Below are 19320 nucleotides of genomic sequence, written 5' to 3'. Positions count from 1 at the left end.
CGGTCAGGGCGCGCCGCCGGCCTGGCGCCTCTGGTTCCAGAGCGGCATCGGATTGGCCGGAGTCGAGGTGCCGACCGGCTTGGCCTGGCTTGCCAGGAAGTCGCGGATCGCCTGGGCCGTTTCCGGCGTCGTCAGCGTCTCGTTGTCGAGCCGCGTCTTCTTGCTGTCGGGCTCCTTCGGCGTCAGGAACTCCTGCCGGAACGCATCGATGTCCTGGCGCTGCTGCGGCGTCGTCGCCTGGCCGTCGAGATCATCCACATACTGCTTGATCGCGTGGACGCCGCCTTCCGGGAACAGCACGCCCTGGCCCTGTTCCGACCATTTCAGGAAGGTGTCGAGCCAGCTCGGGACCGCCAGCTGCCGGGGGCCGCCGGCGTCGCTGTAGGTGCGGAGAGTCATCTCGCTGTCCTGCACCGCCCTGGAGACCCCGCGCGGCGTGTCCTTGGACTTGCCCGGCGGGTCGATCTTGACCTGGCCGCGGAATTCGAGCGACAGGTCGAAGGGGATGAACCGCAGCAGATCCGAGGGGACGAAGGTCCTCAGAAAGCCGAGCGCGGTCGGCAGCTTGAAGGACCCGGTGAGGCGCGTCGCCTCCGCCACGAAGGCGCCCTCCGGTCCGGCCAACCGGCGGTACATGTTGACCTTGGACGGCACGGCGAGCACCAGCGGCGTCTTGCCCTCATCGCCACCCAGCGATTTCGGCAGGATGCCCGTCACGGCGTCCGGCATGCTGCCATTCGCTGCCTTCCGGGCCTGGTAGGCGGCGTTGGAGACCGCCTGGTCGGGGTTGGGCAGGCTGTCCGGCAGGCCGGGGATGCGCTCGGTCGGGTAGCGGTCGTTGAAGATGAAGTCGGCATTGGCCGCTTCGGGATGCCACGTGTACTTCGTGCCGGTCAGCAGATCGGCACGCTGCTCGGCATATTTGCCGGTGACCGCCGACAGGCGCATGCCGCTCTTCCGGCCGGGCACATAGGACACCGCGCCGTCGGGATCGATCTTCCCAGTCCCGATCAGGTCGTGGATGGCCACGAGATCCGGCTTCGAGTCCAGCAGCAGCTGCCTGGTCGCATCGTCCACCACGATCCGGGTCCGCATCGACATCCGCTCGTAGGTGCCGCGCATATTGTCCCAGGCCTGCTCCGAGACCTTGGTGCCCTTCGGGATGGTGACGGTGATGTTGTCTTCCGGCCGCCGCTCGCCCCCCACGCGCCAGATCTCGTTCAGCACGGGGATGAAGTCGGTCCAGGCGCGCGGCCGCACCCCGACCTTCTGCTCCTCCATCAGCTTGGTGAAGCTCATGTCCTGCGGCAGCCTGACGAAGGCGTCGACCGGGGCGTCATGACCGGCGACGGTGCCGAACAGGTCCATCTCGCCCATGTGCAGCGTGACCTGCTGCGCGTCCGGCAGCATGCCGCTCCAGCTCAGCTCCATCACCCTGCCGGGTTGCACCTCGCCGTTCTCGTCCCGCGGCGCCCCGACGTCGCGCACCTTCTGCAGCGTCGGCATGAAATCCGCCTTGACCTCGGCAGGATCGGTCCCGAGCACGAGGTCGTGGCCCTTGTCCACCACGGTCGATCCCTTGACCTGGAGGACCGTCTGGTTGGAGACGGGCGACATCCCCGCCTCCTTGCCCGTGATGTTGCGGTATTCGCGGGGCCGCTGCGATACGGTCAGCTCCTTGCCCAGCGTCAGCCGCAGCGGCGTGGCGGACCGCATCACCAGGCTGTCGATGACGGACTGCCCGAGCGCCCTGACATTCATCTTCGTGCTGATCGCCCCGCCGGCGGAGGCTAGGGTCGGCTGGCCGAGCCTCGGGGCGCCGTCGACCAGGCCGGTGACCAGGTCCGTATTGCCGAGGATCCGGACCTGGGCGCCCAGGCGGAACTCCGGGATCTTCTCCTGCCAGCCCCAGAGGCCCGGAGTGTCCTCCTTCTGCCGCATCCCGTCATTGGCGTCCAGCATGTCGCGGCGGTCGGCGATCCGCTGCATCATCTGCGGGTGCATGGCGAGGTTCTGGGCGGTGCCCGGCACCGCCCCCATCACCGACGAGATCGCCTCGTCCCGGTTCATGTGCCGGCCTTGGGTCAGCTGCGCCACCAGCTCGGCGCCGCCGAGATTGCTGACCACGTCGTTGCCGAACTGGGCGGTCACGCCCAGGCGTGACAGTCGGGTGACGTCGCCGGCCCCCGCGGTCGCGGCGGTGGCCTGCCCGGCCGTCTGCTGCACTGTCTGCGAGGCGCCCTGCTGCGTCGCCTGGGTCGTGCCCTGCTGCACGGTCTGCGACGCGGCCTGGGTCGTCCCCTGCTGCGCCGTCTGCTGGACCGTCTGGGACGCGCCCTGCTGCGTCGCCTGCGTGGCGGTCTGCTGGGTCGCCTGGGTGGTCCCGGTCGCCGCCGGGCTGACCACGCGCTGGATCGGGATCGCGCCGGAGACCGCGCCGGTCACCGGGGCTGTGGCCAGGTAGATGCCCTGGGTCTTGGCGGAGTTCAGCATGTGCTGCCCGCCCTCGGCGGTGAACAGCTGGTTGTCGAAGGCCAGCCGGGTGGCGTCGGTGGCGAGCTGGCCGGTGCCGTTCACCACCTGCCCGGCCGTGCCGCCGGCCGACGTGGCGATCACCCGCGCGCCCAGATTCGGCAGCGCGGTGGCGCCGAGCCGGGTGCCGACGGCGGCGCTGACCTTCATGCCGGCGGTGGTCGCCCAGGCGGTGCTGATCGACGACACCGCGTCGATCGCCGTGTCCTTCAGCGTCGCCTTGGTGTGGTCCCAGCTGACGCCGGCGCCATCGCCCTTGGCGCCGTCCCAGCCGACCGCATCCATGCCGAAGCCGATGATCGAGCTGTGGCCGTCGGCATACATGTCCTTGCCCTGGGCCACGGCGCTGATGTCGCCGGCCGCGTCGATCAGCTCATAGGTGCCGAATCCCGCGGCGAATCCGGCCACGACATTGCCGCCGGTGGCGGCGGTGGCGATGATGCCGACCGTGGTCGCGGCGACCACCCGGCCGACTTCGCCGATCGTGTTCCAGGTCTTGTCGCTGTCCTCCATCTCCTTGGCATGGTGCTGGAACTCCTGGTCGAAGTTCCCGAGGACGGCGTTCACCTTCTGCTCGTATTGCGGCTGCGGCAGCCCGGTGTCGTTCGCCTTCAGCTGCTTCAGGTCGTCGAGCTTGTCTTCCAGGAAGTCCTGGAACTCCTCGCCCGAGCTCTTGCCCGGCGTGACCCAGCCCCAGCCCTTGCGGACGAAGCTCTGGTCGTCGAGCTTGTGGTTGACCTTGTCGAGGTCGCCCTGGACCGCCGCGATGCTCTGGTCGAGCATCGTGTCCCGCGACGTCTGCTGGACCTCGCCGTCAACCTGGGTCAGCGCCTGCTGCGTCTCCAGCGACAGCCGGTCGGTGCCGACCGCCCAGCTGTTCAGCGCCTGCAGCTTGGCCTGCTGGTCGGCGGTGAGCTGGAGCTGGCCGTTGGCGTCGAGCTGCACGGTCTGGCGCAGCTCGCCGGCGATCGCCGACTGCACCGCGTCCCAGTTGAGCTGGCTGTCGGGGGCGCTCGCGCCGTTCTTCCGGTCATAGGCCAGCGCCGTGTCGATTACGCCTTCCGTCTGGGCGCTGACCGGCGATTTCCCCTGCTGAAAATAGATCTCGTCCGGATGGATCAGATTGGGGTCAGCGAACTGGCCGTTGTTCGAAACCCCGTCGGGTCCGACCAGCCGCTCGAGCGCGTCGCCGGGCCGCACCTGGCCCGCCGTCTCGTAGCCATGCGATTCGGGTGGGCGCCCCTCGGCCGCGGCCCGGGCGGCCAGAGCCCGCTGCACCGCCGCCTGGAAGTCGGGTTCGGGGTTGGGCCGGACCGGGTTGGCGGGACGTGGATTGCGCTCGATCGGCTTCAGCATGACGTCCCCGCCGCCTTCGTGGACCCGGTCGGGAAGCCTAGGAGAATTGCATGACACCGATATTTCATATGTATGACAAAGAGGACGCCGCGCTCGAAATAGGATTTTCGTCTGAAGCGCCTAAACGATGGAGATCTTCATCGAACCGACATCTTCCCGGGGCGGCCTGTCGCCTATGGTGTCGCCGAATGGAGAGGGATGGAGGCCGGAATGGCGATCGAGGTCGACAAGGACGGGCGCCTGCTCAAGGTCGAGAACGGCATCACGACCTATGTGCCCACCGGGCAGCAGCAGCAGTGGCAGGCGTCGGTCCAGGCCGCGATGCAACGGAACGGCATCGACGCGAACGAGGCCTCGAACATGCGGTTCCTGATCGCCGAGAAGGGCGATTCGCAATGGTCGATGGCAGAGCAGGTCGGCTCCCCATGGTCGGAGATGACCGCCCACAACAACTTCGCGGATGACGATCTGATCCAGATCGGCGAGGCCGTGACGGTGCCCGCCCCCACGCCGGAAGGCGCCGGGGCCATGGGACCCGAGGGCCGCGACGCCTTCGCCCAGGGCATCGAGACCCGCGCCAACCACGCCGCCAATGCCGATTCCGGCACCGCCATGCAGCAGTGGGACGGGATCGACGCCGATATCGGAACCTATCTGAACTCGGTGCCGCAGGACGACTTCGTCCAGGCTACCTTCGACCTGGTCGGCTACGACTACGCCGCCGAGGGCTCCGCCCATGCGCGCAGCTTCGTGATCAACCACGCCCTCGACGCGCTGGGCACCGACAAGGATGTGCAGCAGCAGATGGTCGTTCAGCTGCTCGGCCAGGAGTGGCCCGTCAACGGCAACGACATCAAGGCCGACGTCACCCAGATCGCGCAGGAGCGCGGGCTGACGGCCACCGGCACCCAGCCCCCCGCCGCCGCACCGCAGACCGACCCAAAGCTGACCGCGATCCAGACGGCCGCCGACAGCGGCGATCGCACCCAGCTCAGGGCGCAGATCTGGAACTACATCGGCCCGGTGACCAGCGCCGACACCAGTGCCAAATTTCGGGCGGTGACCGGGCACGACTGGGGCGCTTCCTCCAGCCTCGTCATGGAGGAGCTGTACAACACGGTCGTGCAGAACGTGAACGACCCGGTGCCCGCCTTCACGAATCCGGGGGCGGAGAGCCCCATCCCTGGCAATACGCGTCAATACCTCAAAAGCTATCTCGCCGCCTTGCCCGCGGTCTGCACCGACCTGCCCGAGCAGCAGCGCCAGTATCTCGAGCAGGACAAGGTGGCCGACAAGCTGTCCGGGCAGGAGTGGGAGAACAACGACGCCACCCGGCCGCTGGTCACGGCGGCGCGGAACGAGTTGGGCATTCCGGAGAAGTGATCCGGGCTCCGGCCGGCGTCAGGCGGGCCGGCCCAGCACCGCCATGAGCTCGCGCCATTCGCGCGGGCTGAGGCCGCTGTCCGGCTGGGCCACTGCCTCGCCCGCCAGCATCCGGCGCAACGCGGCGAGGCCGGGGGCGGAGATCGTGGCCGCATCCATCCGGTAGTCGCGGAACGCCCGGGCCGTCAGCGGCACCCAGCGCTCCATCGCGTCCAGCATCACGTCGGCATAGGCGCGGATCTCGTACTGCGCGTGGGGATCGGCCCGCAGCCTCAGGAAATGCATGAGGTTGTGCAGGTCGGTCTTCCAGTACCACTGGGTGTAGGTGTTAAGCGTCAGGTTCATCCGCGCCAGCTCGCGCGCCAGGCCCTGGCGCGACGGATCGACCGGCTCGGCGCCGTCGATCTCCTCGTTCAGCATCCAGGCATAGTCGCGCCAGCAGCGCTCGGAATCCTCGCGCAGCAGGTCGAGCACCTGCGACGCCTCCTCGCCCTGCAGCACCGCGTCGCGGCCCTGGCGGTTGCTGCTGGACTGCGCCGCCAGATGCTCCGGCGCCGGCAGGTAGAACTCGCGGTCGAGGATCGAATAGCGGGCGGAATACTCGTTCACATTGGCGGTGCGGTGCCGGATCCACTGCCGGGCCACGAAGATCGGCAGCTTCACATGGTACTTGATCTCGCACATCTCGAACGGCGTGGTGTGCCAGTGCCGCATCAGGTAGCGGATCAGCCCCTCATCCTCCGACACCTTCTTGGTGCCGCGGCCGTAGGAGACCCGGGCCGCCTGCACCACCGCCGCATCGTCGCCCATGTAGTCGATCACCCGCACGAAGCCATGGTCCAGCACCGGCAGCGGCTCGAACAGGATCTCCTCCAGCGCCGGCACGGTGGCACGGCGGGTGGCGAAGGTGGCGGCGCGGATCTGGTCCAGCTCGGCGCGCTGGTCGGCGGTGATCGTCATGGCGTCAGGTTTCTGTCAGAGAATCTCCACATAGTGTAGCCGCGCCGGGTTCCGGGACCAAGGGCTGGTGTGACCCAGGAGCTGGGTTATGGCCGCCGCATCCCGCAAGTTTAAGGCAATTGCGTCCCAGAACAGCCTCACTATCCTGTTATGACTCATCCTTTCCCATTTCCATTGCAGGATATTCGGCATGCCCAATCCGACCGATCCGCTTTTCGCCCAGCAATGGCATCTCACCGGCGCCTGGGGCATCAATCTCGGCAACATCTGGGACGAATTCACCGGCAACGGCGTGGTCGTCGCCGTGCACGACCAGGGCATCGACTTCGCCCATCCCGACCTGAACAATAATATCGACACCGCGCACAGCTTCAACGCCGAGACCGGCGGTCCGGGCGGCGCGCCGGTCGGTCCGGACGATAACCACGGCACCGCCGTCGCCGGCATCATCGCCGCGGAGCGCAACGGCACCGGCGTGGTCGGCATCGCCTATGGCGCGACGCTGCTGTCCTATTACGACCCGCTGTTCCTGGACACGCTGCCCACAGCGGCGGCGAATGCGCGCAACCATGCTGCGGCCGATGCCGACGTGCTCAACAACAGCTGGGGCTTCGGCAACGCCTTCTTCGACGACTGGAATTCCGCCTTCCTCGACAATTTCGCCCTCCCCGCCTGGGCCGCCGCCCGCGCGGCCACCCTCAATGCCGCCACCAACGGGCGCGGCGGGCTGGGCACGATCATCGTCCAGTCGGCCGGCAACGCCTACGGATACGGCGACGACACCAACCTGCACAGCTTCCAGAATAACCGCTGGACCATCACCGTCGGCGCCACCAACCAGGACGGCACCATCTCCGACTATTCGACGCCGGGGGCCTCGATCCTGGTCGGCGCGCCGGGCAGCCCGAGCAACGGCACCATCGTCACCACCGACCGGGTCGGCGACGCCGGCTATGCCGCCGGCAACTACACCAACAGCTTCAACGGCACCTCGGCCGCGGCGCCGATGATCTCCGGCGTCGTCGCCCTGATGCTCGACGCCAACCCGACTCTCGGCTGGCGCGACGTGCAGGAGATCCTGGCCTACAGCGCCCGCACCGCCCCGGCCTCCTCGAACGACCAGACCAACGGTGCCGGCAACTGGAACGGCGGCGGCCTGACGGTCAACCACGACATCGGCTTCGGCCTGGTCGACGCCCATGCCGCGGCGCGCCTGGCCGAAAGCTGGGGCGGCACCGCGCACACCAGCGCCAACGAGATCGTCGTCTCCGCCTCGGGCTTGCCCGGCCTCGCGATTCCGGATGGCGACGAGGGCGGCACGACCACCAGCCTGGCCATCGGCACCGGCATCGAGATCGACCGCGTCGAGGTCGGGCTGAACCTCACCCACACCTGGATCGGCGACCTGGAGATCGTCCTGACCTCGCCGGACGGCACCCGGAGCACCCTGGTGAACCAGCCGGGTGTCGGCGAGCTCAGCGAGACCGGGTCGAGCCAGGACAACATCGCCTTCACCTTCAGCACGGTCCAGGATTGGGGCGAGAGCGGCCAGGGCGTTTGGACGCTGACCATCCGCGACCTCGTCGGCGGCGACACCGGCGTGCTGAACGCCTGGAACCTGCGCCTGTACGGCGATGCCGCCAGCGCGGACGACACCTATGTCTACACCAACGAATTCGCCACGATCGGCGCCGATGCGGCGCGCCGGACGCTGAGCGACGCCGGCGGGGTGGACACGATCAACGGCGCGGCCCTGACCGGCGCCGCGGCGATCGATCTCGCCGGCGGTACCGCCACCATCGCCGGCCGGGCCGTGACCTTCGCCGCCGGCACGGTGATCGAGAATGCGATCACCGGCGACGGCGCCGACCAGCTCATCGGCGGCAGCGGCGTCAATCACCTGACCAGCGGCCGCGGCAACGACGTGCTCCGCGGCGGCGCCGGGGCCGATGTCCTGGACGGCGGCGCCGGCATCGACCTCGCCAGCTACTACGGCAGCTGGGTCAGGGTGGTGGTCAACCTGACCACCGGCACGGCCAGCGGCGGCGATGCCCAGGGCGACAGCTTGGCCAGGATCGAAAACCTGTCCGGCAGCCAGGTCGGCGACGCCCTGTTCGGCAGCGCCGGCGCCAACACCCTGACGGGCTGGTGGGGCGATGACATGCTGGTCGGCGCTGCCGGCCAGGACACGCTGACCGGAGGCGTCGGGGCGGATCGCTTCGCCTACGGCAGCGCATGGGAGAGCCTGGTCGGCGCCGGATCGGACCGGATCACCGATTTCAGCCATGCCCAGGGCGACAAGGTCGATCTGGCGGTGGTCGACGCCAATACCGCCCTGGCCGGCAACCAGGCCTTCAGCTTCATCGGCGGCGGCCTCTACACCCACCACGCCGGCGAGCTGCGCTTCGCCTTCACCGACCCGACCACCACCACCATCGCCGGCGACATCAACGGCGACGGCGTCTCCGACTTCCATATCCGCCTGACCGGGGTGGTCGGGCTGGTCGCCGCCGATTTTGTTCTGTGACGGGCCGATGACGGTTTCCACCCTTCCATCCGCGCCGCCGAACCCCTATCTTAGAGGGGTCGGGCAACCGACTATGACGATAAACGCCTTTTGGAATAGACGCTGCGGACCCGGGGGCGGTACCCGGCGCCTCCACCAAATCTCCGGTGTTGGACGGAGCATGGGGGCGAAATAGGATCGACGCGTGTAGTAAAGGGAAGGTTTTCGTCCGGCATGGTTCCGCCGTTATCGGGCCATTGCAATAGTTGCCAACGACAACTTTGCTGAGGTTCGCGCGGCTGCGTAAGCAGCTAAGCGTCCTCGATCAATCCCTCGGCGGTTAGCCCCGTCGAGGTGGGGCTTGGGGCACCCAGCAACAGAACGCCCCGCTTTCCTCCCCGAATCTCGGCCCGGAATGTCGGACATGGGCGGCTGCCTGCCGCGCGTCTCCCTTTTCAACCCGCCGGCCCCGGTCTAGTGTGATCGGATGGACGACGAACTCCGATATGACCGCATGGTCGAATCCGCCCTGCGGGGCGTGGTCAGGGAAGCTTTGGCCCATGTGGCCGAGAAGGGGCTGCCGAGTGAACATCACTTCTACCTGACCTTCGTGACCAATCATCGAGGGGTCGCGATCCCGGAGTATCTGCGGCAGAAATACCCGCAGGAGATGACCATCGTCCTGCAGCACCAGTTCTTCGGGCTCGAGGTCTGCGAGGACCGGTTCTCGGTCTCGCTCAGCTTCTCCAGCAAGACCGAACGCCTGGTGATCCCGCTGGCCGCGATCAGCACCTTCGCCGACCCGTCGGTCAACTTCGCCCTGCAGTTCCAGTCCGCGAAGGAGGCTGCGGAAGCCGAGGAAGCCGACGCCGCCGGCGAGGACGCAGCCGAGGCAGCGCAGGACGATACCGGCAAGGTGGTCCAGGGACCGACCGGCAAGGGCCCGTCCGAGGCCACGCCAGCCGACGGCGCCAAGGTCGTGGCGCTGGACGCGTTCCGGAAGAAGTAAGCTCCCAACCCACAAACCTGCCATGCCCGGGCTTGACCCGGGCATCCAGGGAATGCCGATGCCGCTCTGGGTGGCCCCTGGATCGCCGGGTCAAGCCCGGCAATGACAACGAGTCTTTGACCTACCCCGCCGCTGCTCCCCGTCCCTCGCGCAGCCGGGCGGCCAGCCGGAACGGCGCCTCGGCCAAGTCGCCGAGCCGCTTCAGCCCGGAGATCTGGCGGCCGAAGGCCAGAACCTCGCCGATCCGGCGCTCGAGGAAGGCGCCGGTGATCTCCTGCCCCTCCGACCGGTCGTCGAGCCAGACCAGCAGGGTCGAGGCATAGACCCCGGCCAGCAGCCCGCGCTTGGTGTAGTAGTTGATGTCGGTCGACCGGTCGCCGGCCGCCCGCCACATCGCGTCGACGGTGCGGTGCAGCTGGCGCAAGCCGCGGCGGGACAGCGGCCGCAGCGCCCGCCGCGCCAGGTCGCGCCGGACCGCGTCGCGATAGGGCAGCAGCAGGTCCAGCCGCACCGTCACCGCCCGGGCGATCTTCTCGCGCACCCGGAGGCTCTCGAAGGCCTCGGCCTCCTCCGCCAGCCGGGCCACCATCTCCCGGTCGGCCCAGTCGTGCAGATGGTCCGACAGCGCGGCGATCCCGCCGGGGAACAGGACAGCGACCTCGTCGAGGCCGAATCCGGCATCCTCGGCGCCGAGCCGCAGCGCCTGCCGGGTCCAGCCGTCGAAGGCGACATGCGGCAGCACCGCCAGCAGCAGGGCGTCGCGCTCGCCAATCTGGTCGCTCGGGGTCGCGTCGGTCATGGGGATTCCTCAGGCTCTGTCGGCGAGATGGTGCGCCTCGGCGTCGACCGCCAGGTCGGTCAGGTCGCGCAGCCGGTCGAGATACAGCACGCCGTCGAGATGGTCGACCTCGTGTTGGACCACGCGGGCGTGCAACCCTTCGGCCTCACGCTCGATCACCTGGCCGTCGAGGCCGAGGCCGCGATAACCGATCCGCCGCCAGCGCGGCACCAGGCCGCGGAAGCCCGGGATCGACAGGCAGCCCTCCATGCCGACCGCGATGTCGTCGGCCAGCGGCACGATCTCCGGATTGATCAGCACGGTCGGCCCGTCCGGCGCCGGCGGCTCGCCCTCCTCCTGCCGGCTCGCCGGCACCTCGAACACGATCAGGCGCAGCGGCCGGTACACCTGCGGCGCCGCCAGGCCGATGCCCGGCGCATCCCGCATGGTCTCGATCATGTCGGCCGCCAGCCGCGCGATCTCCGGGTCGCCGGGGTCGGCCACCGGGTCGGCGATGCGGCGCAGCACCGGATGGCCCATGCTGACGATCTTCAACAGCGTCACGATCTCATCTCCCGATTCACGGCCGAACCTGATTTTCCCTGACTTGGCAAGCAAAAAGTCGCATGATAAAAGACATGCCCCACGAACCCCTGCGCCGGGAGCCTTCCGGCGGCGAAAGGAGCTTTGGCAGAACGTGCAAGTCCATGTCCGTGACAACAACGTCGACCAGGCGCTGCGGGCGCTGAAGAAGAAGATGCAGCGCGAAGGCATCTTCCGGGAGATGAAGCTTCGTCGCAACTACGAGAAGCCGTCCGAGAAGCGGGCCCGCGAGCAGGCCGAGGCCGTGCGCCGCACCCGCAAGATGGCGCGCAAGCGGCTCGAGCGCGAAGGCTTCTGACGCCCTAACCGCGGCCTTGCCGCGGATGCAAACCGGATGGATCGCACCGCCGGAGGCCCCGCCTCGCGGCGGTTTTGTCGTTCGATTGCCAAGGCAGGGCGGCCCCGGCGCCGACGGCGATGTCATTCCCCGCATAGCTGATGTAGGAATCGGGTAAGGCGCCGCCCGCAGGGCGGCCGCCGGCAACGAAACCCGGGGGAAACATGCTCATCGGCGTGCCGAAGGAAATCAAAACCCACGAGTACCGTGTCGGCCTGACCCCGAGCTCCGTCCGCGAGCTGGTCCATCACGGTCACAGCGTCATCGTCCAGACCAGTGCCGGCGCCGGCATCGATTTCGGCGACGACCGGTATCGCGCCGCCGGGGCGGAGATCGTGTCCTCCGCCCAGGAAGTCTTCGACCGCGCCGAGATGGTGGTGAAGGTCAAGGAGCCGCAGCCGGACGAGTGCCGCATGCTGCGCCGCGGCCAGGTGCTGTTCACCTATCTGCATCTGGCGCCCGACCCGCGCCAGACCGAGCTGCTGATGAAATCCGGCTGCGTCGCCATCGCCTATGAGACCGTGACCGATGCCCGCGGCGGCCTGCCGCTGCTGGCGCCGATGAGCGAGGTCGCCGGCCGGATGTCGATCCAGTGCGGCGCCCATTGCCTGGAGAAGATCCAGGGCGGCCGCGGCATGCTGCTGGGCGGCGTGCCCGGCGTGCCGGCGGCCAAGGTCGTCGTGCTGGGCGGCGGCGTGGTCGGCACCAACGCGGCGCGCATGGCGATGGGCCTGGAAGCCCATGTCACGGTGATCGACAAGTCGCTGCAGCGGCTGAAGGAGCTGGACCTGCAGTTCGGCGCCGAGCTGAACACCATCTACTCGACGGTCGACGCGATCGAGGAATACGTGACCGGAGCCGATCTCGTGATCGGTGCCGTTCTGGTGCCGGGCGCCGCGGCGCCGCGGCTGGTGACGCGCGCCATGATCGCGAAGATGAAGCCCGGCTCGGTGGTGGTCGACGTCGCCATCGACCAGGGCGGCTGCTTCGAGACCTCGAAGCCGACCACCCATGACGACCCGACCTATGTGGTCGACGGGGTGGTGCATTACTGCGTCGCCAACATGCCGGGCGGCGTGGCGCGGACCTCGACCGTGGCCTTGAACAACGCCACCCTGCCCTTCGCCCTGGCGCTGGCCGACAAGGGCTATCGCCGCGCCTGCCTGGACGACCCGCATCTGCGCGAGGGGCTGAACGTCCATTCCGGCCAGGTCACCAACAAGCCGGTGGCCGAGGCGCTGGGCCTGAACTATGTGCCGACCGAGGTGGTGCTGCGCGCCGCCTGATCCATCGCCGCGATCGAACCGAAGGCCGCCGGAGCGATCCGGCGGCCTTTCTCTTACCAATTCGCCATCGACCCCCGCAGGATAAGCTCCAGATCGGCCGGCCCGACCGGCTTCGGCGCGCCGACCAGCAGCCGCTGCTGCTTCAGCGCGCCCTCGACCAGGGCCGGGATGTCGGCCTCGCCATAGCCCAGCGCGGCGATGCCGCTCGGCGCGCCGACCTGGCGCATCAGCGCGACCAGCGCCCGCGGCAGGCTGTCCGGCCCCGGATCGCTGACCGGACGTCCGGTCAACAGCTCCGCCGTCCGAATGTGCTTCTCCGGCGCCGAATCATAGGTGAAGCGGAATGCCGCCGGCGAGGTCACGATCACCGAATAGCCATGCGGCACGAAGGCATGGCTGTAGCCGTCGGCGTGGAAGTCATGCTTCAGCCCGGCGATCGGATAGGCGCAGGCGTGCGGGATGTGCACCCCGGCGGTGCCGAAGCCGATCCCGGCCATGGTCGCGCCCAGCATCATCGTGCCGCGCGCCTCCAGGTCGTTGCCGTCGGCCACCGCCCGGGCCAGGAAGCGGCCGCCGAATTCGATCGCCCGCAGCGACCAGATGTCGGCCACCGGGTTGCTGCCCTGATAGGGCGGCCGGTCGTCCGGCGTGGCCGGGCGCGGCCGCGCGTCGAAGGGCTTGGAGATATAGGATTCGACGGCGTGGCAGACCACGTCGAGCCCGGCCGAGGCGGTGACGCCGGCCGGGGTGGTGCGCGCCAGCTCCGGATCCACCAGCGCCAGGCTCGGCCGGATGAAGCGGTGCGAGATCCCGGTCTTCAGCTTGAGCTCGGGGATGTCGAGGATGGCGACGGTCGTCGCCTCCGACCCCGAGCCGGAGGTGGTCGGCACCGCCACCAGCGGGAACAGCGGCCCCGGCGGCTTGCGGCCGCCGCCGATCGGCGCGTTGACATAGTCCATGATCGCGCCGCCATGGCGCTTGATCAGGTTGGCGACCTTGGCGGTGTCGATGGTCGACCCGCCGCCGAGCGCGACGAAGCCGTCGACCTCCGCCGAAAGCGCGACCTCGGCGGCGAGTTCCAGCGACTCCAGCGTCGGCTCCACCGCGACGCCCTCGAACCGGGTCACGCCGATGCCGCTGCGCTGGATGATGCCGATCACCCGGTCGACCAGCTCGAATTCGTGCAGCGCCGGGTCGGCGACGAGCAGCACCCGGGAGACGCCGAGGCGCTTCAGCTCCCAGCCCAACTCCTCGACCGCGCCGGCACCGAACTTCAGCGGCGCCGCCTCGATGGTGAAGACGCTTTCGAGGGATTCGGTCACGCCACCCTCCACCATTCTCACAGCCGCTGCAGCGCTTGGTAGATCAGCTCGAAGAAGCCGTCGGCGTCGATGTCGCGCAGCACATGGCAGTTCTTCCGCTTCCCGTCCGGGTGGCCCCATTTGGCGGCCATGTCCCACCAGTCGACCACGGTCATGCCCAGCGTGTGCTCGCCGGCCAGCTCGACCGCCACATGGCAGTCGCGGCCGCCGAACAGCTCCGGCTGCAGCAGATAGGCGATGACGCAGGGGTCGTGCAGCGGCGCGCCGGCGGTGCCGTAGCGGTCCATGTCGAAGCGCTCGTAGAAGCCCAGCATGCCGTGGACGCTCTTCGCCGCCGGCGTGCCCAGCGCCGCCACCTTGTCGAGCCAGGGCCGGGTCGTCAGCGCCTTGTGGGTGACGTCGAGCGGCACCATGGTCAGCTGGATGCCGCTGGTCAGCACCACATGGGCGGCGTGCGGGTCGACATAGATATTGAACTCGGCCGCCGGGGTGGTGTTGCCGCCCTCGAAGAAGCCGCCGCCCATGAACACGATCTCGCGGATCCGCGGCGCGATCTTCGGCTCGCGCACCAGCGCCGCGGCGATGTTGGTCAAGGGCCCGAGCGGGCACAGCGTGTAGGTGCCCTCCGGCGCCGCCATGATCGTGTCGACGATCCAGTCGACCGCATGGCCGGGGATCGGCCTGGTCGTCGGGTCGGGCAGGCCGGAGCCGTCGAGGCCGGTCTTGCCGTGCACCGCCTCGGCTGTGACCAGCGGCCGCACCAGCGGGCGGATCGACCCCTGGACCACCGGGATGTCGGTGCGGCCGGCCAGCTCGCACAGCTTCAGCGCGTTGGCGGTGGTCAGCGACAGCGGCACGTTGCCGGCGACGGTGGTGAGGCCGGCGATCTCCAGCTCCGGCGAGCCCATCGCCAGCAGGATGGCGATGGCGTCGTCCTGGCCCGGATCGGTGTCGATGATGATGCGCCTGGTCTCCGCCATCGCGGCCTCCCCTTCGGAATTCACTGGGAGGCTGGCTAGCACCGCGGCGCGGCGCCGTACAGAGGCGGCTTACTCGGCGGCGAGGCGGACCGGTGCGTCGTCCTGCTCGCGGGTGGACTCGTTCACCATCCGGCGGATGGAGGTGACGCATTTGCCGCAGCGCGGGGCGCAGCCGAGCCCGGCATAGACCTGCCCCGCGGTCTTCGCCCCTGAATCCACGGCACACCGGATCTGAGTGTCGTTCAGGGCGTTGCAGATGCAGATGTACATGCGTCGGCGGCTCCGGTGTGTCGCCGATGGATGTAAATGAGATTGCGAATGAGTGTCAATAGGCGCTCTATCCTGCCCAGGGCTCCGAATCCAAGTTTCAGAGACCGGAACGTTCCTTCCCTTTTCTGTCATTGCCCGGCTTGACCGGGCAATCCAGGGGCCACCGAGAGCCGCTCTGGCGGCCCCTGGATCCTCGGGTCAAGCCCGAGGATGACAATTTTCTTTCACGCCACTCCCACGTAGAAGCACATATATGTCGCCTGTAACATGAGTTCGCCGCCCTGCTATCCTGCCCGTGCGGCGCGGAGGCGCACCGCGGTCAGGATGGCGAAGAACGGCCCGCCGATCGCCGCGCCGATCAGGATGTAGGGGAACAGGCCGAACCAGGCCGCCGGCGCGAACAGATAGAGGGCGTCGTCGAAGTCGAAGCCGAGGATGCCGACATAGGCCTTGGTCTTGACTTCGGCCCCGGGCGCGCCCGCCGCCTCCAGCCTGGTCGACAGGATCGAAGCCGCCAGCACACCGGCGCTCGCCACGATGCCCAGCAGCGGCCCGACCGGCCCGAGCCAGCTGGTGCGCAGCCCGATGCCGATCGCCAGGAACATCAGCGCGTTGACCGCGAGGTCGCAGATCGTGTCGTAGAGATGGCCGAAGGGCGAGGAGCTGTTGCCGAGCCGCGCCAGCTCGCCATCCGCCCGATCCAGCAGGCAGGACACCAGCCAGATCACCCCGCCCCAGAGGGTCCACTGCGCATCGCCGACGGCGAAGGCGGCGCAGGCGGCCAGGCCGGTGACCAGGCGCCCGGTGGTCAGGTGGTTCGGCGTGACCCGGGTGCCGACCAGGGGCCGCACCATCATCCGGGTCAGGCGATGGGTCCAGGAGGTGTGAGGCTGGGTGTAGATCGACATTCAGGCCTGCTCGCGTGCGACATCCGGCGTCCGCAGCAGGCGCCGGCCTTCGATGAGGTACCAGATCAGCAGCGCCGGCGCATGCAGCAGCAGCTCACGCAGGCGCTTGACCAGCGCCACCGACAAGGCGAGCTCCGGCGGCAGGCCGAACATCACGCCGAGCGCCAGGATGCTGCCGTCCTGGATGCCGAGCGCCCCCGGCACCAGGAAGGCGGCGGTGCGGACGGCCTGGCCGATGCTCTCCATCACCAGGGCTTCGGCGAAGCCGATCTCGGCGCCCAGCACATGCAGGGCCAGCCAGACCTCGCCGGCGCCGAGCACCCAGCCCGTGAGGTGAAAGGCGGCCGCCCGGGCCATGGCGCCGCGGTCGCGATAGATCGCCAGCACCGTGTTGTTCAGGCCGGACAGCGAGCCCAGCGCCGGCCAGTCGAACTGCTGGGCGATCCGGCCCAGCAGGTTCTCGAACAGCCGGAACATGCCCCAGCGCTGCGCCAGCACAAACCCGATGCCCATCAGCACCGCGACCCCGAGGCCGAGCGCAGCCCAGCCCAGCTCGTCGCCACCGCCGATCGCGATCAGCACCAGCAGGCCGATGGCGAAGAACAGGATCTGGGTCAGGAATTCCAGGGTCAGGTCGACCAGCATCCCGGCGCCGGCCGGGACCGTGCCGGCGCCGTGCAGCGCCAGCACCCGGGCGCCCAGCACATTGCCGCCGACCTGGGCCACGGGCAGCACCGCATTGGCCGATTCCCGCACCAGCCGCGCCCACAGGAAGATGCCCGGCCCGGCCGACCACAGCGGCCGCATCACGGCGCGCCAGGCCAGCGCCGAGCAGCCCATCGCCAGGAAATGCGACGCGACCACCAGCAGGATGCCGCCGCTGGCATTGAGCAGCAGCTGCAGCACCGCCTCGGCGTTCTGCGAGGCGACCAGGGCGATGATGCCGCACAGCCCGGCCAGCCCGACCAGGGCGGTCGCGGCCTTGATCGCGTGCCGTCTCACGATGCGGCGCCGCTCATCGCGGTCGGGAGATCAAGGCGGCTGGGCATGTCGGCTCCTTCGGGCCGGCGGATTTAGGGGGCCGGCCCAGCCGGTGTCAATCGATCGCAAGCCCGCGGCGGGCGCCGGCGGCCGGGGCGCACCCGAATCAGAATCATACAAACATCAGACGATTTGACATCCGCGGTTCCAAAATGCTGGCCTCGGCCGCCCGTGCTGGATATGGTGCGGACAAAGTTTGCGCAGTGGAGGAAACATGGCTGGCGTAACGCTCCGTGGCATTCGTAAGTCGTTCGGCGACCTCGAGATCATCAAAGGGGTCGATCTCGACGTCCGCGACCGCGAATTCGTCGTCTTCGTCGGCCCCTCGGGCTGCGGCAAGTCGACCCTGCTGCGGTTGATCGCCGGCCTCGAGGACATCAGTGCCGGCGACCTCGCCATCGACGGCCAGCGGGTCAACGACCTGCCGCCCGCCGAGCGCGGTATCGCGATGGTGTTCCAGAGCTACGCGCTCTATCCCCACATGACGGTCTACGAGAACATGGCCTTCGGCCTGAAGCTCGCCAAGACCAACAAGGCCGAGATCGAGCGCAAGGTCGGCGACGCCGCCCGCATCCTGCAGCTCGAGCACCTGCTGAAGCGCAAGCCGAAGGAGCTGTCGGGCGGCCAGCGCCAGCGCGTCGCCATCGGCCGCGCCATCGTGCGCAACCCGAAGGTGTTCCTGTTCGACGAGCCGCTGTCGAACCTCGACGCGGCGCTGCGCGTGCAGATGCGGATCGAGATCGCCCGCCTGCACAACGACCTGAACGCGACCATGGTCTACGTCACCCACGACCAGGTCGAGGCGATGACGCTGGCCGACAAGATCGTGGTGCTGAGCGCCGGCCGGATCGAGCAGGTCGGCTCGCCGCTCGAGCTGTACCACCACCCGGACAACCTGTTCGTCGCCGGCTTCATCGGCAGCCCGAAGATGAACTTCGTCGAGACCGAGGTCACCGCTTCCAATGGCGCCACCGCGACGGTGGGGCTGCCGGGCGGCGGCTCGGTCACCGTGCCGGTGCAGCCGGGCCGGGCCAATGTCGGCGACAAGGTCACGCTCGGCGTCCGGCCGGAGCATATGAACGTGCTGGGCACCGGTGCCGCCACCATCCCTGGCCAGGTGCTGGTGGTCGAACGCCTCGGCGGCGAGACCTTTCTCTACCTGAAGACCGATGCCGGAATGCTGACGGTGCAGGCTGAAGGTGACAGCCGGGCCAAGACCAACGACCAGGTCCAGATCGGCTTCGCTGCCGACACCTGCCACCTGTTCGACGCCCAGGGCCAGGCCCTGCAGCGGGCCGAGCGGCACCCGATGGCCGATATCGGCCGCGAGCCGGCGATGGCCCACTGATGCTGACGGCCAGGGTCCTCAAGATCCTGGCCACAGCCGGTGTTGCGCTGTTCTTCACTTTGGTCGCGATCGGCAACCTGACCGATTACGGTTCCAACTTCGCCTTCGTCCGGCACGTGCTGGCGATGGACACCACCTTCCGGTCGCCCGCCCTGATGGGACGGGCGATCGACGTTCCATGGGCCGCCCATCTGGCCTATGCCCTGATCATCGCCTGGCAGGTCGCCACGGCGCTGGTCTGCTGGGCCGGCGCCGTGCGCATGGCGGCACGCTGGGACGCACCCGCCACCGTCTTCGCCCGGGCCAAGGCCGTGGCGCTGGCTGGGGTCGGCATGGGCTTCCTGCTCTACGCCTTCGGCTTCGTCGTCATCGGCGGCGAATGGTTCGCCATGTGGCAGTCCAAGGAATGGAACGGCCAGCCGCCCGCCCACCTGTTCCTGACCCTCACCGGCATCGTCCTGCTGTTCCTGAATCAGCGGGACGAGGAACTGCCGTACGATATTTGAGCGGACCGATGGGCGCCGCTGCCGTGCGGCTTTTCACCGTAGAGAACCGTCACGGCGAGCCCCGGAGGGGCGTGGCCATCCAGCGGCACCAACCCGTGGATCGCCACGTCACTTCGCTCCTCGCGATGACGGTTGGGGGCGTGGATCGGCATCGTCGGTCGGGGTCACGGCCAGAGACACCCCCACCCCCCACAC

Annotated in this window: 16 protein-coding genes and 1 other RNA gene; 8 read left to right on the top strand and 9 right to left on the bottom strand. The window is 68.7% G+C overall.

Annotation, left to right across the window (positions count from 1 at the left end):
- Positions 1–3 precede the first annotated feature (3 nt).
- On the bottom strand, positions 4–3888 hold the full coding sequence (locus ACTOWL_RS20945; RefSeq protein ID WP_441323213.1) for a hypothetical protein: 3885 nt from the start codon (positions 3886–3888) through the stop codon (positions 4–6).
- Positions 3889–4098: 210 nt separating this feature from the next.
- On the opposite strand from ACTOWL_RS20945, the gene ACTOWL_RS20940 reads away from it, so the two are divergent.
- Positions 4099–5271 (top strand): LysM peptidoglycan-binding domain-containing protein, encoded by a 1173-nt coding sequence (locus ACTOWL_RS20940; RefSeq protein ID WP_441323212.1) that lies wholly within the window; start codon positions 4099–4101, stop codon positions 5269–5271.
- An 18-nt stretch (positions 5272–5289) separates the two neighbouring features.
- Here the strand turns inward: ACTOWL_RS20940 and thyX are convergent, their stop codons facing one another.
- Entirely contained in the window at positions 5290–6231 is a 942-nt protein-coding gene (thyX, locus tag ACTOWL_RS20935; RefSeq protein ID WP_441323211.1) for an FAD-dependent thymidylate synthase, read from the bottom strand.
- A 190-nt stretch (positions 6232–6421) separates the two neighbouring features.
- Between thyX and ACTOWL_RS20930 the strand changes: the two genes are divergently transcribed.
- From ACTOWL_RS20930 to ACTOWL_RS20920, 3 genes are all read left to right on the top strand, one after another.
- Positions 6422–8758, top strand: coding sequence for a S8 family serine peptidase (locus ACTOWL_RS20930; RefSeq protein ID WP_441323210.1), 2337 nt, complete (start codon positions 6422–6424; stop codon positions 8756–8758).
- Positions 8759–8777: 19 nt separating this feature from the next.
- Positions 8778–9128, top strand: a transfer-messenger RNA (tmRNA) gene (gene ssrA / locus ACTOWL_RS20925).
- A 123-nt stretch (positions 9129–9251) separates the two neighbouring features.
- Positions 9252–9746, top strand: coding sequence for an SspB family protein (locus tag ACTOWL_RS20920; protein WP_441323209.1), 495 nt, complete (start codon positions 9252–9254; stop codon positions 9744–9746).
- 121 nt (positions 9747–9867) lie between these two features.
- Here the strand turns inward: ACTOWL_RS20920 and ACTOWL_RS20915 are convergent, their stop codons facing one another.
- Both ACTOWL_RS20915 and def read right to left on the bottom strand, forming a co-directional pair.
- Positions 9868–10545 (bottom strand): COQ9 family protein, encoded by a 678-nt coding sequence (locus tag ACTOWL_RS20915; RefSeq protein ID WP_441323208.1) that lies wholly within the window; start codon positions 10543–10545, stop codon positions 9868–9870.
- A gap of 9 nt (positions 10546–10554) precedes the next feature.
- Positions 10555–11088, bottom strand: coding sequence for a peptide deformylase (gene def / locus ACTOWL_RS20910; RefSeq protein ID WP_441323207.1), 534 nt, complete (start codon positions 11086–11088; stop codon positions 10555–10557).
- A 133-nt stretch (positions 11089–11221) separates the two neighbouring features.
- Between def and rpsU the strand changes: the two genes are divergently transcribed.
- Together rpsU and ald are read left to right on the top strand one after the other, a co-directional pair.
- Positions 11222–11425: a 30S ribosomal protein S21 gene (gene rpsU, locus ACTOWL_RS20905; RefSeq protein ID WP_441323264.1), complete on the top strand. Its 204-nt coding sequence runs from the start codon at positions 11222–11224 to the stop codon at positions 11423–11425.
- Positions 11426–11628: 203 nt separating this feature from the next.
- Positions 11629–12750: an alanine dehydrogenase gene (gene ald / locus ACTOWL_RS20900; protein ID WP_441323206.1), complete on the top strand. Its 1122-nt coding sequence runs from the start codon at positions 11629–11631 to the stop codon at positions 12748–12750.
- A 53-nt stretch (positions 12751–12803) separates the two neighbouring features.
- Here ald and ACTOWL_RS20895 read toward each other — a convergent pair whose 3' ends face one another.
- The 5 genes from ACTOWL_RS20895 to ACTOWL_RS20875 form a co-directional block, all read right to left on the bottom strand.
- Complete coding sequence (locus ACTOWL_RS20895) at positions 12804–14072, bottom strand: hydroxyacid-oxoacid transhydrogenase (protein WP_441323205.1); 1269 nt, start codon at positions 14070–14072, stop codon at positions 12804–12806.
- 17 nt (positions 14073–14089) lie between these two features.
- Entirely contained in the window at positions 14090–15052 is a 963-nt protein-coding gene (locus ACTOWL_RS20890) for a nucleoside hydrolase (RefSeq protein ID WP_441323204.1), read from the bottom strand.
- A 69-nt stretch (positions 15053–15121) separates the two neighbouring features.
- Complete coding sequence (locus tag ACTOWL_RS20885; protein WP_441323203.1) at positions 15122–15322, bottom strand: (2Fe-2S)-binding protein; 201 nt, start codon at positions 15320–15322, stop codon at positions 15122–15124.
- 284 nt (positions 15323–15606) lie between these two features.
- Positions 15607–16230: a CDP-alcohol phosphatidyltransferase family protein gene (locus ACTOWL_RS20880; RefSeq protein ID WP_441323202.1), complete on the bottom strand. Its 624-nt coding sequence runs from the start codon at positions 16228–16230 to the stop codon at positions 15607–15609.
- Positions 16231–17232 carry a lysylphosphatidylglycerol synthase domain-containing protein gene (locus ACTOWL_RS20875; RefSeq protein ID WP_441323201.1) on the bottom strand — a complete coding sequence of 334 codons (1002 nt, stop codon included), beginning with the start codon at positions 17230–17232 and terminating at the stop codon, positions 16231–16233. It lies immediately after the preceding gene.
- Positions 17233–17485: 253 nt separating this feature from the next.
- On the opposite strand from ACTOWL_RS20875, the gene ACTOWL_RS20870 reads away from it, so the two are divergent.
- Both ACTOWL_RS20870 and ACTOWL_RS20865 read left to right on the top strand, forming a co-directional pair.
- A complete protein-coding gene (locus ACTOWL_RS20870; RefSeq protein WP_441323200.1) occupies positions 17486–18619 on the top strand; it encodes an ABC transporter ATP-binding protein in 1134 nt (377 codons plus the stop codon).
- Positions 18619–19125, top strand: coding sequence for a DUF2165 family protein (locus ACTOWL_RS20865; protein ID WP_441323199.1), 507 nt, complete (start codon positions 18619–18621; stop codon positions 19123–19125). Before ACTOWL_RS20870 ends, ACTOWL_RS20865 begins: the two co-directional genes overlap by 1 nt.
- Positions 19126–19320: the final 195 nt, after the last annotated feature.

Origin of the sequence: Inquilinus sp. CA228 (genome assembly GCF_052078665.1) — a bacterium.
Lineage (GTDB): Bacteria > Pseudomonadota > Alphaproteobacteria > DSM-16000 > Inquilinaceae > Inquilinus.
Note: the sequence above shows the minus strand (reverse complement) of the source record. Positions and strands in the feature narration are given on the sequence as shown.